The sequence below is a fragment of the Actinomadura sp. WMMA1423 genome (assembly GCF_006547145.1).
Lineage (GTDB): Bacteria > Actinomycetota > Actinomycetes > Streptosporangiales > Streptosporangiaceae > Spirillospora.
Window position 1 is genome coordinate 2842753 of the sequence record NZ_CP041244.1, and the last position, 12849, is coordinate 2855601.

Sequence of the window (12849 nt, forward strand, 5' to 3'; positions counted from 1 at the left end):
GGTTCCTGGTGCTCGGTGTCCGGCCAGCCTCGCGGGCCGCGGGCGCTCCCGGTGAGAGGCACCCTACGCATCCCCGACCGGGCGTTGTACCCGGTTCGCCGTGAGTACTGCCACTTAGCCCTATTTGGGGGATACCGCGTTTCCGCCCGGTTCCACCTACCGCCACAATCGGCGGGTGACCAGCACGAAGACCGCGATCGCGGCACGCAACGAGGCACGGCTGCTGTGGGCGGCGAACCCCGGCCTCTTCGCCCTCCTGGAGGCGGCGCGCCACACGGGCCCCATCGTCCGCGTGCCGAGGCTCGGATGGGTGGTGACCGACCCCGTCCTCGCGCGGCAGGTCCTCAACGACCACGCGCGCTTCGGCATGAACGGCGAGGGCGGCGTCGGCCACCTCTGGACGCAGCTGTTCGGGGACGAGATGGGCCGGTTCTTCGGCGGGGCCACGCACGCCGAGGTCCGCACCCGCGCCCGGGACCTGTTCACCGAGGACGCCGCGCGGGCCCTGGTGGAGCGTTCCCAAGGGCGGACGCACGCCGCGCTCGCCTCCCGCCTCGCCTCCGGGGCGGCCGTGGACGTCGCCGACGCGGCCCGCGTCCTGGCCGGGCGCATGGTCGCCGACCTGCTGGGCCTGCCCGCCGGCCGGGCGGACACCGCCTACCGGGGGCTCTTCGCCGCCGGGGAGCGCCTCGCCCGGCTGGCGCTCGGCACGACCGCCTCCACCGACCTCGACCCGGCGGTCCTCGCGCGGGCCCGCGCGATCGTGGACGAGATCACCGCCGGCGTCCCGCACGCCTACCGGACGGCCGGGCCCGACACCCTGCTCGGCCGCTGCCGCGAGATGGGCCTCGGCCTGCCGCTCGGCCGCGGCCTGGCCACCCTGCTCGTGATCGCCGGGACGGAGACCGGGGCGTCGGGGACCGTCCGCACCGCCGCGCTGCTGCACGACAGCGGGGGGCAGCGGGCACTGCTGGACGACCCGTCGCTGACCGGCGGCGCGGTGCGCGAGGGGCTGCGCGTCGCGGCCCCGGCGCCGGTGATCGGGCGGCACGTCACCCGCGACGCGGAGGTCGGGGGGCGGCGGCTGCGCGCGGGCGAGCGGGTCCTGCTGCTGACCTACCGGGCGGCCGGCGCCGCCGGGCCGTTCGACGTCCGCCGCGAGTACGTGCCCGAGACGCGGCAGCTGTGGTTCGGCGGCGGCCGCCACCTGTGCCTCGGCGCCGCCGTCGCGCGCGTCCAGGTGGCCCGGATGCTGGAGACCCTGCTCGCCTCCGGCCGCCCGTACCGGGTGGTGTCCCGCCGCCCGGCCCGCCGCGTGCTCGTCCCGTCGTACGCCGAACTGCGGGTGCGCCTCGCCCAGCCCCCTCCGGGCCTTCGCGGAGGTTAGACCTCGGGGATCTCGGTCGGCGGGGCGCTCCTGTCCGGGGCGGTCGGGGTCGGGGCGGGCGTCGGCGAGTTCGTGATCGTCGGGCCGACCGGCCGCGCCGGCTCCTCGTCGCGCGGGGCGGAGTTCCACCACCAGAGCGCGAAGGAGATCGCGAACAGCACCAGCACGCCGCCGATGACCTGGAGCACCGCGCTCCGGTGGCTCGGATCGCCGCCCCGCCGGCGCAGCAGGGGGCCCCGGCCACGGGCGCGCCGTGCGGCCCGGTGCGCCCGCCGCCGCTCGCGCCGGCTCGGCGGCCGGGCGCGCTCGCGCGCGGAAGGTTCGGTGAACACGGCGCTCCTGACGAAGTCCTCGTCGAACACGGGCTCGTCGAAATCTGCGGCCATGGGCTCTCCGGCGCCGGGGGGATCGTCGTGCCCCAGGCTAGTCGACGCGGCCGACGCCGCCCCGCGCCCGCGTCCCGGCGGAGCGCCGTCCGGGGCGCCGTCCCCGCCACCGGCCCGGCCGGGAGGCGCAGGGGAACCGGGTGGCCGGTGCCGGATCCCTCTCACCGGGACCACCCTTTCCCCGAAAAGTTAGAACACGTTACAGTCAAAGGCGAATCGTGTTCTAGAAGGAGACCGCATGGGTACCCCGGTGATCGTCGAGGCGGTGCGCACGCCGCTCGGCAAGCGTGGCGGCTGGCTCGCGGGCCTGAAGCCGATGGCCGTCCTCGCGCACGCCCTGAACGCCGCCGTCGAACGCTCCGGCATCGACGCCGCCGAGGTGGAGCAGGTCTTCGCGGGCTGCGTCACGCAGGCCGGCGAGCAGGGCGGGCACGTCGGCCGCTACTCCTGGCTGTACGCCGGGCTGCCGTGGCAGGCAGGCGTCACCACGATCGACGCGCAGTGCGGCTCCTCGCAGCAGGGCGTCCACCTCGCCGCGTCCCAGATCGCCGCCGGAGTCGTGGACGTCGCGATCGGCTGCGGCGTCGAGGTCATGAGCCGCGCCCCGCTCGGCAGCAACGTCCTGCCCGCCAACCCGCGGCCGGACGACTGGTCGCTCGACTTGCCGAACCAGTTCGAGGCCGCCGAGCGGATCGCCGCCCGCCGCGGCATCACCCGGGCCGACCTCGACGCGTTCGGCGCCCGCTCGCAGCAGCTCGCCGCCAAGGCCTGGGCCGACGGCCGCTTCGACCGCGAGATCGCCCCCGTCACCGCCCCCGTCCTGGACGCCGAGGGCAACGTCACGGGCGAGACCCGCGAGGTCACCCGCGACCAGGGCCTGCGCGAGACGACCGCCGACGGGCTCGCCAGGCTCAAGCCCGTCCTCGGCCCCGAGGGCCTGCACACGGCGGGCACCTCCTCGCAGATCTCCGACGGCGCCGCCGCCGTCCTGCTGATGTCGGAGGAGAAGGCGCGGGCCCTCGGCCTGCGGCCGCGCGCCCGCATCCGGACGCAGGCCCTCGTCGGCGGCGAGCCGTACTACCACCTGGACGGCCCGGTGCAGTCGACCGAGCGCGTCCTCCAGCGGTCCGGCATGACGATGGGCGACATCGACATCACCGAGATCAACGAGGCCTTCGCGTCGATCGTGCTGTCCTGGGCGGCGGTGCACAAGCCCGACATGGACCGGGTCAACGTCAACGGCGGTGCCATCGCGATCGGGCACCCGGTGGGCGCCACCGGCGCGCGGCTGATCACCACCGCGCTGCACGAACTGGAGCGCCGCGACGCGGGCACGGCCCTCGTCACGATGTGCGCGGGCGGCGCCCTGTCCACCGCCACGATCCTGGAGCGGCTCTGACCGGAGCGGCTCTGGCAGGCGTCCTGACCTGCGGGGCGTCCCGGAGAGGGCATCCTGGAGGCACGGCGGCCCGCGAGGGCGGGACCACGGGCCCCGGTCGCAGCGGCCGGGGCCTTCGACCACGGCAGGTCCGCCCCGTGACGGGCCGGACCGCGACAGGCGCGAAAGGCGGTCTCGGTGCAGCCGGAACCTGAGGACCTCGGCGGCGGGCTGTGGAGCGTTCCCGTCCCCATCCCGGACAACCCCCTCGCCTACACGCTGGTGTACGCGGTGGAGAGCCCCCGGGGGCCCGTCCTGATCGACGCGGGCTGGCAGCACGAGGACGCCTGGGCGTCCCTGCGCGACGGGCTCGGCACGTTCGGGATCGACGTCGCCGACGTGCACGGCGTGGTCGTCACCCACTTCCACCCCGACCACTCGGGCCTCGCGGGCCGCGTGCGCGAGGCGTCCGGCGCCTGGATCGCCATGCACCACGCCGACGCCGGGATCGTCCGGCTCTTCAACGAGGTCGGCCACGGCGGGCGCCGCGCGTTCGAGCTGACCGCGCTGCGCCGCGCCGGCGCGGCCGAGTCGGACCTGACCGGGCCGACCCAGCCGGCCCGGGTCTCGCCGCCCGCGATCCCCGACCGCGAGCTGTCCGACGGCGACCTGGTCGACGTGCCGGGCCGCAGGCTGCGCGCCATCTGGACCCCCGGCCACTCCCCCGGGCACATCTGCCTGCACCTGGAGGACGGCGACCGCATCTTCACCGGCGACCACGTCCTGCCGCGCATCACCCCGCACATCGGCCTCTACCCCTACGACACCCCGGACGTGGACCCGCTGAGCGACTTCCTCGGCTCCCTCGACAAGGTGTCGGCCATGGGCGTGGAGGAGGTCCTGCCCGCCCACCAGTTCCGCTTCCGCGGCCTCGGGGAGCGCGCCCGCGAGATCATCGCCCACCACGAGGAGCGCCTCGCGGAGGTGGCGGCGCTGCTGTCGCCGCGCCCCATCACCCTCTGGGACCTCACCGCCGGCCTCACCTGGCGCCACCCCTGGGCGGAGATGGCCCAGCAGGCCCGCCGGATGGCCGCCGCCGAGGCCGCCGCCCACCTGCGCACCCTGGAGACCCGGGGCGTCGCCCGCCGCGAGGGCACCGACGACCCTCTGCGCTACAGGCTCCGCTGACCCCGCGCAGGCCCCCTCGGCGGGGTGCGGTGTGGGTCACTCTGATGGACTGGACTCTTGATGAGACTGGAGTCTCATGTTAGAACCTGTTCTAGGTGCGTGCACCAAGCAAGCGCTCAAACGGCCTGCTCGCCTCGTGTGGTCTCCACCCCGGCACGAAGGATCTTCCATGGCACTCGCGACGTCCCCCGACTCCGCCACCCGGGCCTTCCGGGCCCCCGAGATCGACATCATCGATCCGGGCGTCTACGAGCGCGGCGGGATCCCGCACCGCCAGTTCCAGTGGCTGCGCGACAACGACCCCGTCCACTGGCACCCGGACCCCAACGACGGCGTCCCCGGCTTCTGGGCCATCACGCGGCACGAGGACGTCGTCTCGGTCTCGCGCCGCGCCGACCCCTACTCCTCGCACGAGCGGACCTCGATGTTCGAGGAGTTCTCCAGCGACGACATCGCCATGTACGGGCAGATGATGCTGTTCCAGGACCCGCCGAGCCACACCCGGCTGCGCTCCCTGGTCAACAAGGGCTTCACCCCCCGGATGATCGGGCGGCTGGAGCAGCACATCCGGGGGATCTGCAACGAGCTGATCGACGAGGCCGCCCCGCTCGGCGAGTGCGACTTCGTCGAGCGGTTCGCGGCGCCGCTGCCGCTGTACACGATCTGCGAGCTGCTCGGCGCCCCGCTGGAGGACCGCGAGAAGATCTTCCACTGGTCGAACAAGCTCGTCGCGTTCAACGACCCCGAGTTCATCGGCGGCCGCGAGGAGTCGACCCTGTGCGCCGCCGAGTTCGCCGAGTGGGGCGGGCAGCTGGCCGCCGCGCGCGAGTCCACGCCGCGCGACGACATCGTGACCAAGCTGCTGACGCCCGACGCCGACGGCAACCGGATCAGCCCGGAGGAGTTCCAGCTGTTCGTGATCATGCTGTCGATCGCCGGGAACGAGACCACCCGGACCGCCACCGCCGGCGGCATGATCGCCTTCTTCGAGCGGCCGGACCAGTGGGCCCGGCTGCAGGAGGACCGCAGCCTGCTGCCGAAGGCGGTCGAGGAGATCGTCCGCTGGGTCAGCCCGATCAACCAGTTCCGCCGGACGGCCCTGGTCGACACCGAGATCGGCGGCCAGCAGATCAAGGCCGGGGACAAGGTCGTGATGTTCTACGGCTCCGCCAACCGCGACGAGCGCGCCTTCGACAACCCCTTCGCCTTCGACGTGGGGCGCGACCCGAACCCGCACATCGGCTTCGGCGGCGGCGGCCCGCACTACTGCCTCGGCACGCACCTCGCGCGCATGAACCTGCGGATCATCTTCGAGACGATCCTGGACCGCATGCCCGACATCCGTCTCGCCGGCACGCCGCGCCGCTTGCGGTCCAACTTCGTCAACGGCTACAAGGAGATCCCGGTGAGCTTCACGCCCTCGGCCCCGCTCGGAGGCTGACGGCGCCCATCCCCTGCGGACGAGGAGGTTCGAGGCGATGACCAGATGACCGCCACCCCCGACATCGAACTGGTCGACCCCGGCCCGTACGAGCACAGCGGCGTCCCGCACGGGCAGCTGGCGTGGCTGCGCGAGCACGAGCCGGTGTTCCGCCACCACGGCGACCCGGAGCGGGGCTACCCCCCGTTCTGGGCGATCACCCGGCACGAGGACGTCGTGCACGTGTCGCGGCATCCGGAGGTCTTCTCGTCGTGGCGGCGGCTGGCGCTGTTCGACGAGACGACCGAGGAGCACCTCGTCCTGCAGCGGATGATGATGCTCAACCAGGACCCGCCGGAGCACTCGCGCAAGCGGAGCATCGTCAACCGGGGCTTCACGCCCCGCGCGATCGGCGCCCTGGAGCAGCACATCCGCGACATCTGCCGGCTGCTCGTGGCCGAGACCGCCGAACGGGGGGAGGAGGCCGACTTCGTCCGCGACCTGGCGGCGCCGCTGCCGCTGTACGTGATCTGCGAGCTGCTCGGGGCGCCGCCCGAGGACCGGGAGAAGATCTTCCACTGGTCGAACACGCTGATCGGCGGGGACGACCCGGAGTTCCAGCGGACGCCGGAGGAGGGCCAGCAGGCGGCCACCGAGCTGTACGCCTACGCCAACGAGCTGGCCGCCGACCGGAGGGAGAACCCGCGCGAGGACATCGTCACCAGGCTGCTCCAGCCGGACGCGGGCGGCGAGGTCCTCACCGGGGACGAGTTCGAGCTGTTCGTGATGCTGCTGTCGGTGGCCGGGAACGAGACCACCCGCAACGCGGCGTCCGGCGGCATGCACGCGCTGCTGGAGCACCCGCTCCAGTGGGAGCGGATGAAGGCCGACCCGTCCCTCGTCCGGACCGCGGCGGACGAGATCGTCCGCTGGGTCACCCCGGTCAACATGTTCCGGCGGACGGCCGTCCGGGACACCGAGATCCGCGGCCGGAAGATCGCCGAGGGCGACAAGGTGGTGGTGTTCTACTCCTCCGCGAACCGCGACGAGGCCGTGTTCGCCGACCCGTACCGCTTCGACGTGGGACGGGACCCGAACCCGCACATCGGGTTCGGGGGCGGCGGCCCGCACTTCTGCCTCGGGTCCCATCTCGCCCGGCTTGAGCTGAGTGTGCTTTTCGAAACACTCTTGGACGCCATGCCCAATATTGAACTCAGCGGTAACGTTCGCAGGCTAAGGTCTAGTTTCATCAATGGTGTAAAGGAGATGCCGGTACGGGTGCGTCCGGCGTCCCTCGACTGACGGGAGTGGTGCGTGGGCAGGGGATGGCGTGGGTGAGGCAGGCGAGGCGGGCGGTCCGTTGCGGGTGGCCCTGCTCTCGTACCGCAGCAAGCCGCACTGCGGCGGGCAGGGCGTCTACCTCCGGCACCTGAGCCGGGAGCTGGTCGACCTCGGGCACACCGTGGAGGTCGTCTCCGGCCAGCCGTATCCGGAGCTCGACCGCGAGGAGATCACCCTCACCAAGCTCCCGAGCCTGGACCTGTACCGGGACGAGGACCCCTTCCGCACCCCGGCCCTCGGCGAGTTCCGCGACTGGCTGGACGTCCTGGAGTTCGCGCACATGAGGACCGGCGGCTTCCCCGAGCCGCTGACCTTCAGCCTGCGCGCCCTGCGGCTGCTGCGGCGGCGGCGCCGCGACTTCGACGTCGTGCACGACAACCAGGTCCTCGGCCTCGGCAACCTCGGCATCACCCGGCTGGGGCTGCCGCTGGTCACGAGCATCCACCACCCGATCAGCGTCGACCGGCGGATCGACATTGAGGCCGCCCGCGGCCTCAAGCAGAAGCTGGGCAAGCGCCGCTGGTACGGGTTCGTGGGGATGCAGTCGCAGGTGTCGCGGCGGATCGGCCCGGTGCTGACGGTGTCGGAGTCCTCCAAGGTCGACATCGTCAAGGACTTCAAGGTCGACCCTCGCGACATCGAGATCCTGCCCCTCGGCGTCGACACCCGGATCTTCCACCCGCGCGGCGAGCGCGTCCCCGGCCGGATCGTCGCGATGGCGAGCGCCGACGCCCCGATCAAGGGCGTGGACGTGCTGCTGCGCGCGGTCGCCAAGCTCGCCACCGAGCGGGACGTCCACGTCATCGTGGTCAGCCGGCCGCGCAAGGACGGCCCGACCGAGCGACTCGTCCGCGACCTGGCGCTCGGCGAGCGGGTCCGCTTCGTCAGCGGCATCAGCGACGGCGAGCTGGGCGAGCTGCTGGCGTCCGCGGAGACCGCCGTCGTGCCGTCGCGCTACGAGGGCTTCTCGCTGCCGGCCGTCGAGCACATGGCGTCCGGGACGCCGCTGGTGGCGAGCCGCGCCGGCGCGCTGCCCGAGGTCGTCGGCGACGCCGGGATCCTGGTCGAGCCGGGCGACGTGGAGGAACTGGCCGCGACCCTGCACCGCCTGCACGACTCCCCCGAGGAGCGTGCGCGGGCGGGAGCCGCCGGCCTCGCGCGCGTCCAGGAGCGGTTCGCCTGGCCCGCCGTGGCGCAGGCCACCGTGGAGCACTACCGCGCGGCCATCACCCAGCAGAACTACCGGCGCCTGGCCGCGCGCAAGGGCAAGTGAGAGCGTCGCTCTGACGCCCTCTGATCGGAAGGAGCACGACCCTGCTGACCGTGGATTTCCAGCGGTTCCGCGTCTCCCCTGGAGACCGCGTCCTCGACATGGGATGCGGCGCCGGACGGCACGCCTTCGAGCTGTACCGGCGGGGTGCGCACGTCGTGGCCTTCGACCAGGACGCCGGTGAGCTGTCCGGCGTCGACAAGATGTTCGGGGCCATGCGCCTCGAAGGCCAGGTGCCCGAGGACGCGACCGCCGAGACCGTGCAGGGCGACGCGCTCGACCTGCCGTTCCCCGACGACCACTTCGACGCGATCGTCGCGTCCGAGGTGCTGGAGCACATCCCCGACGACATGCGGGCGATGCGGGAGCTGCTGCGCGTCCTCAAGCCGGGCGGCAGGCTCGCGGTGACCGTGCCGAGCTGGCTGCCCGAGCGGGTCTGCTGGGCCCTGTCGGAGGACTACCACACCGCCCCCGGCGGGCACGTGCGGATCTACACCCGCGCCGAGCTGGAGGCCAAGCTGAAGTCGGTCGGCTTCAGGGTCGGCCCCCACCACCACGCGCACGGGCTGCACGCCCCCTACTGGTGGATCAAGTGCGCGGTGGGGGTGGACAACGACGGCAACCCGCTCGCCAAGGCCTACCACCAGATCCTCGTCTGGGACATCATGAAGCGGCCGCTCGCGACCCGGCTGGCCGAGCGCGTGATGAACCCGCTGATCGGCAAGAGCGTCGTCGTCTACTTCGCCAAGCCCGCGGCGCCGGACGCGCCGGCGGCCCCGGCCAGGGAGACGGCGGATGCGGTCTGAGACCGCGCCGCCCTCCGTTCCCGGCGTCCTGACGGCGGACGACCTCGTCGCCACCGCGCGGAGCATCGCGGCCCAGCAGGAGCCGTCCGGCGCGATCCCGTGGTTCTCGCCGACGCACGGCGTCCCCGGCCACGTGGACGCCTGGAACCACGTCGAGGCGGCGATGGCCCTCTCGGTCGCCGGGCTCGGCGCGGAGGCCAGGCGGGCCTACGAGTGGCTGCGCGGCGTCCAGCGCCCGGACGGGTCGTGGCCCGCGAAGTGGGTGCTGGGCGAGGTCACCGAGCCGGGCGGCGAGTCCAACCACGCCGCCTACGTCGCGGTGGGCGTCTGGCACGAGCTGCTGGCGACCGGCGACGAGGACTTCGCCCGGCACATGTGGCCGGCGGTCCGGCGGGCGATCGACTTCACGCTCGGGCTCCAGACCGGGCGCGGCGAGATCATCTGGATCCGGCACGAGGACGGCGAGCCGTCCGACCACGCCCTGCTGACCGGCTGCTCGTCCATCTACCAGTCGCTGCGCTGCGCGGTCGCGCTGGCCGAGCGGCTCGGCGAGCACCAGCCGGACTGGGAGCTCGCCGCCGACCAGCTCGGGCACGTGGTGGCCGCGCACCCGGAGGCGTTCGCCGACAAGAGCCGCTGGTCGATGGACTGGTACTACCCGGTGCTCGGCGGGCCCGTCCGCGGCGCGGACGCGGCGCGCCGCTTCGCCGAGGGCTGGGACGCCTTCGTGGTGCCGGGCCTCGGCTGCCGCTGCGTGTCGGACCAGCCGTGGGTGACCGCGGCGGAGAGCTGCGAGCTGGTGCTGGCGCTGGACGCCGCGGGCGACCGCGACCGCGCGCTGGAGCTGTTCACCACCATCCAGCACCTCCGGCACGAGGACGGTTCGTACTGGACGGGCTGGCAGTTCGAGAACGAGCGCCACTTCCCCGGGGACCGCTCCACCTACACCGCGGCGGCGGTGATCCTGGCGGCGGACGCCCTGGCGGACGCCTCGCCCGGCGCGCGGCTGTTCAAGGAGATCGCGGGGCGGCCGCTCGGGCCCTCCGAGGCGTCCGACCCGCTGGCGTGCGGCTGCGCGCTCGTCGCGGCCGCCAACCGCGCCTGACCGGCCCCCGGTCGGGGACGCGGTCAGGCGGGTCCGGTGAGGTTCACAGCGCGGACGTGCTCGCTCAGGCGGTCTCGGTCCGGGCGGGTGAGACGGGGTCGGTGTCGCTGACGCGTTCCAGGACGCGCAGCGAGCCCTCCGCGCGGCGCTCCTCGAACGCGCCGCTGGCCAGCGCCCGCTGGTAGAGGCGGTAGGGCGCCTGACCGCCGTCCCTGGGGTCGGGGAAGACGTCGTGGATCACGAGGACCCCGCCGACGGCGACGTGCGGCGCCCAGCCCTCGTAGTCGCCCCGCGCGTGCTCCTCGGCGTGGCCGCCGTCGATGAACAGCAGCGCCAGGGGCGTCCGCCAGAACGCCGAGACGGTGCGGGACTGCCCGACGATGGCGACGACCTCGTCCTCCAGCCCGGCGGCGCAGATCGTCTTGCGGAACTTGGGGAGGGTGTCCATCCGGCCGGTGCTCGGGTCGACCAGGGACGGGTCGTGGTGCTCCCAGCCCGCCTGGTTCTCCTCCGAGCCGTGGTGGTGGTCGACGGTGACCAGGACGGTGCCCGCCATCCTGGCGGCGGTCCCGAGGTACACGGCGGACTTGCCGCAGTAGGTGCCGACCTCCAGCATGGGCCCGGTCGCGGCCAGGCGGCCGCCGTACTCCAGGGCCGTCTCGTAGAGGGCGAGGCCCTCGTCCTCCGGCATGAAGCCCTTGGCTCCGCGCGCCGCGCGCAGCAACTCGGCGGGCATCGGCGCCGGGGCCGCGTCGTCGCTGGTCGTCCCCGGTCCGGTGGACGCCTTGGTGTGGGTCATCGATCTCCTCCGTCGGGGCACCATATCCGACATCGGGTGGGTGAGACGCGAGTCTCACACCGAGTCTTGCCGGACCAGAGTGGAACGTGTTCTACTTTCGAGGTGAGCCACCCGTTTCCGAACGATATTCGGTAGGTTGACGGGTGTGTCCCCTCGAACGGAGCAGACGATGAGAGTACGAGTCGACCCGCTGGTGTGCGAGGCGAACGCCGTGTGCGTCGGACTCGCACCCGAGGTGTTCGACCTCACCGACGACGACGAGCTGCAGATCCTGCGCCCGGACGTCCCGCCCGAGGAGCAGGACCGCGTCCGGCACGCGGTGCGGTCGTGCCCGAAGGCCGCGCTGACGCTGGAGGAGTAGCCGGACGGCTGCCCCGCCCCCCGTTCAACCCGCCCCAGAACCACCGGTAACAGCTCAGGAGGCAGCCATGGCACGCGCCGCGGTACTGCATGCGGTCGGCGACAAGGAACTCGACCTGCGCGACGACGTCTCGACGATCGATCCTGGCCCCGACCAGGTGAAGGTCAGGATCAAGGCGACCGGGGTCTGCCATTCCGACCTGTCCACCATGACCGGCGTGCTGCCGTCGGCGATGCCGACGGTCATCGGCCACGAGGGGGCCGGGGTCGTGGCGGAGGTCGGCGACCGGGTGACCGGCGTCCAGCCGGGCGACCACGTCGTCGTCAACTGGACCCCCGACTGCGGGGAGTGCGCCGAGTGCCTGCGCGGCGAGCCGTACCTGTGCATGACCTACCTCGCGCAGTCGTTCTCCGAGCCGGGCTTCAAGCTCGGTGACGGCAGCCCCGCCTTCGGCATGGCGGGCACCGGCACCTGGGCGGAGGAGATCGTGCTGCCCCGCCGCGGCGTGATCAAGATCGCGGAGGACATCCCGTTCGAGTACGCGGCCCTGCTCGGCTGCGGCATCCCCACCGGCGTCGGCGCCGTGTTCAACACGGCGAAGGTCGCGCCGGGCTCCAAGGTCGCGGTGGTCGGCGCGGGCGGCGTCGGCCTCTCGGTCATCCAGGGCGCGAGGATCGCGGGCGCCTCGACCATCCTCGCGATCGACCCGAACGAGGCCAAGCACTCCGCCGCCAAGCAGTTCGGCGCGACCCACACCGCCACGCTGGACGACCTGGACGAGGCCAAGGGCCTGCTCACCGGCGGCGCGGGCTTCGACTACACCTTCGAGGTCGTCGGCAGGTCGGTGGCGATCACCACGGCGTGGAACGCCACCCGGCGCGGCGGCGACGTCATCGTGGTCGGCGCCGGCGCCGCCGACGACGACTGGAGCCAGAACGCGTTCGCGCTGCTGTTCGACGGCAAGAGCCTGAAGGCGTCCCTGTACGGCGGCTGCGACCTCAAGCGCGACATCCCGCTCTTCGTCGACCTCTGGCGCGCCGGCAAGCTCGACATCGACGGCCTCATCAGCCGCCGGATCGCCTTCGAGGACCTGAACGACGCCGTCCGCGCCCTCACCAACGGCGAAGTCATCCGCCAAGTGGTGTTGTTTTAATTGCCCTTCTCTCCTCCTTCGGGCCTGGCGGCCCTGCTGTGTTCATGGCAGTGCCCTCCTCCTTCGGGCCTGGCGGCCCTCCATCGTCGGGCACTGCGGGCGATCGCTAGCATCGCTCCGGCTCGCCTAAAGGCTCGCTGCGCGATCAGATTCTTGCTTCGCTCGAATCTGCCTTCGGACGCGATCGCGACCATTGAGGCCGTTGGGGCGTTGCGGCGGGGGCTGAGGTTAGTGCTGAGATGGGCTCGGGCTGGT

12 protein-coding genes are annotated in these 12849 nt (G+C 72.9%); 10 read left to right on the plus strand and 2 right to left on the minus strand.

The features are described 5' to 3' along the window. Positions 1-175: 175 nt before the first annotated feature. Positions 176-1387 (plus strand): cytochrome P450, encoded by a 1212-nt coding sequence (locus FKD65_RS13180; RefSeq protein WP_240810122.1) that lies wholly within the window; start codon positions 176-178, stop codon positions 1385-1387. Here FKD65_RS13180 and FKD65_RS13185 read toward each other — a convergent pair. Then, complete coding sequence (locus tag FKD65_RS13185) at positions 1384-1773, minus strand: hypothetical protein (protein ID WP_141577782.1); 390 nt, start codon at positions 1771-1773, stop codon at positions 1384-1386. The genes FKD65_RS13180 and FKD65_RS13185 overlap by 4 nt on opposite strands. 238 nt (positions 1774-2011) lie before the next feature. On the opposite strand from FKD65_RS13185, the gene FKD65_RS13190 reads away from it, so the two are divergent. The 7 genes from FKD65_RS13190 to FKD65_RS13220 all read left to right on the plus strand — a co-directional run bounded on the left by FKD65_RS13190 (position 2012) and on the right by FKD65_RS13220 (position 10281). Further along, positions 2012-3172 carry a steroid 3-ketoacyl-CoA thiolase gene (locus tag FKD65_RS13190; protein WP_141577783.1) on the plus strand — a complete coding sequence of 387 codons (1161 nt, stop codon included), beginning with the start codon at positions 2012-2014 and terminating at the stop codon, positions 3170-3172. A 177-nt stretch (positions 3173-3349) separates the two neighbouring features. Then, positions 3350-4339: an MBL fold metallo-hydrolase gene (locus tag FKD65_RS13195; protein WP_141577784.1), complete on the plus strand. Its 990-nt coding sequence runs from the start codon at positions 3350-3352 to the stop codon at positions 4337-4339. Between the two features lie 169 nt (positions 4340-4508). Continuing rightward, positions 4509-5780, plus strand: coding sequence for a cytochrome P450 (locus FKD65_RS13200; protein WP_141577785.1), 1272 nt, complete (start codon positions 4509-4511; stop codon positions 5778-5780). Positions 5781-5825: 45 nt separating this feature from the next. Next, entirely contained in the window at positions 5826-7061 is a 1236-nt protein-coding gene (locus FKD65_RS13205; protein WP_141577786.1) for a cytochrome P450, read from the plus strand. A gap of 28 nt (positions 7062-7089) precedes the next feature. Beyond that, positions 7090-8373, plus strand: a complete 1284-nt coding sequence (locus FKD65_RS13210) for a glycosyltransferase family 4 protein (protein ID WP_141577787.1) — start codon at positions 7090-7092, stop codon at positions 8371-8373. A 41-nt stretch (positions 8374-8414) separates the two neighbouring features. Beyond that, the gene (locus FKD65_RS13215) at positions 8415-9176 is read left to right on the plus strand and encodes a class I SAM-dependent methyltransferase (protein ID WP_205718831.1); all 762 of its coding nucleotides are present in this window, start codon (positions 8415-8417) and stop codon (positions 9174-9176) included. Beyond that, positions 9166-10281 (plus strand): prenyltransferase, encoded by a 1116-nt coding sequence (locus FKD65_RS13220; RefSeq protein ID WP_141577789.1) that lies wholly within the window; start codon positions 9166-9168, stop codon positions 10279-10281. The genes FKD65_RS13215 and FKD65_RS13220 overlap by 11 nt, the downstream gene beginning before the upstream one ends. Before the next feature lie 64 nt (positions 10282-10345). Here the strand turns inward: FKD65_RS13220 and FKD65_RS13225 are convergent, their stop codons facing one another. After that, positions 10346-11017 carry a class I SAM-dependent methyltransferase gene (locus tag FKD65_RS13225; RefSeq protein WP_141586794.1) on the minus strand — a complete coding sequence of 224 codons (672 nt, stop codon included), beginning with the start codon at positions 11015-11017 and terminating at the stop codon, positions 10346-10348. A 232-nt stretch (positions 11018-11249) separates the two neighbouring features. Between FKD65_RS13225 and FKD65_RS13230 the strand changes: the two genes are divergently transcribed. Continuing rightward, positions 11250-11441 carry a ferredoxin gene (locus FKD65_RS13230; RefSeq protein ID WP_141577790.1) on the plus strand — a complete coding sequence of 64 codons (192 nt, stop codon included), beginning with the start codon at positions 11250-11252 and terminating at the stop codon, positions 11439-11441. Positions 11442-11508: 67 nt separating this feature from the next. Continuing rightward, a complete protein-coding gene (locus FKD65_RS13235) occupies positions 11509-12594 on the plus strand; it encodes a Zn-dependent alcohol dehydrogenase (protein ID WP_141577791.1) in 1086 nt (361 codons plus the stop codon). Positions 12595-12849 lie beyond the last annotated feature (255 nt).

What these genes read in the sequence shown, in the direction of transcription:
- FKD65_RS13185 (WP_141577782.1), bottom strand. Translation starts at nt 1,773, where the DNA reads ATGGCCGCAGATTTCGACGAGCCCGTGTTCGACGAGGACTTCGTCAGG.
- FKD65_RS13190 (WP_141577783.1), top strand. Translation starts at nt 2,012, where the DNA reads ATGGGTACCCCGGTGATCGTCGAGGCGGTGCGCACGCCGCTCGGCAAG.
- FKD65_RS13200 (WP_141577785.1), top strand. Translation starts at nt 4,509, where the DNA reads ATGGCACTCGCGACGTCCCCCGACTCCGCCACCCGGGCCTTCCGGGCC.
- FKD65_RS13205 (WP_141577786.1), top strand. Translation starts at nt 5,826, where the DNA reads ATGACCGCCACCCCCGACATCGAACTGGTCGACCCCGGCCCGTACGAG.
- FKD65_RS13220 (WP_141577789.1), top strand. Translation starts at nt 9,166, where the DNA reads ATGCGGTCTGAGACCGCGCCGCCCTCCGTTCCCGGCGTCCTGACGGCG.
- FKD65_RS13225 (WP_141586794.1), bottom strand. Translation starts at nt 11,017, where the DNA reads ATGCCCGCCGAGTTGCTGCGCGCGGCGCGCGGAGCCAAGGGCTTCATG.
- FKD65_RS13230 (WP_141577790.1), top strand. Translation starts at nt 11,250, where the DNA reads ATGAGAGTACGAGTCGACCCGCTGGTGTGCGAGGCGAACGCCGTGTGC.
- FKD65_RS13235 (WP_141577791.1), top strand. Translation starts at nt 11,509, where the DNA reads ATGGCACGCGCCGCGGTACTGCATGCGGTCGGCGACAAGGAACTCGAC.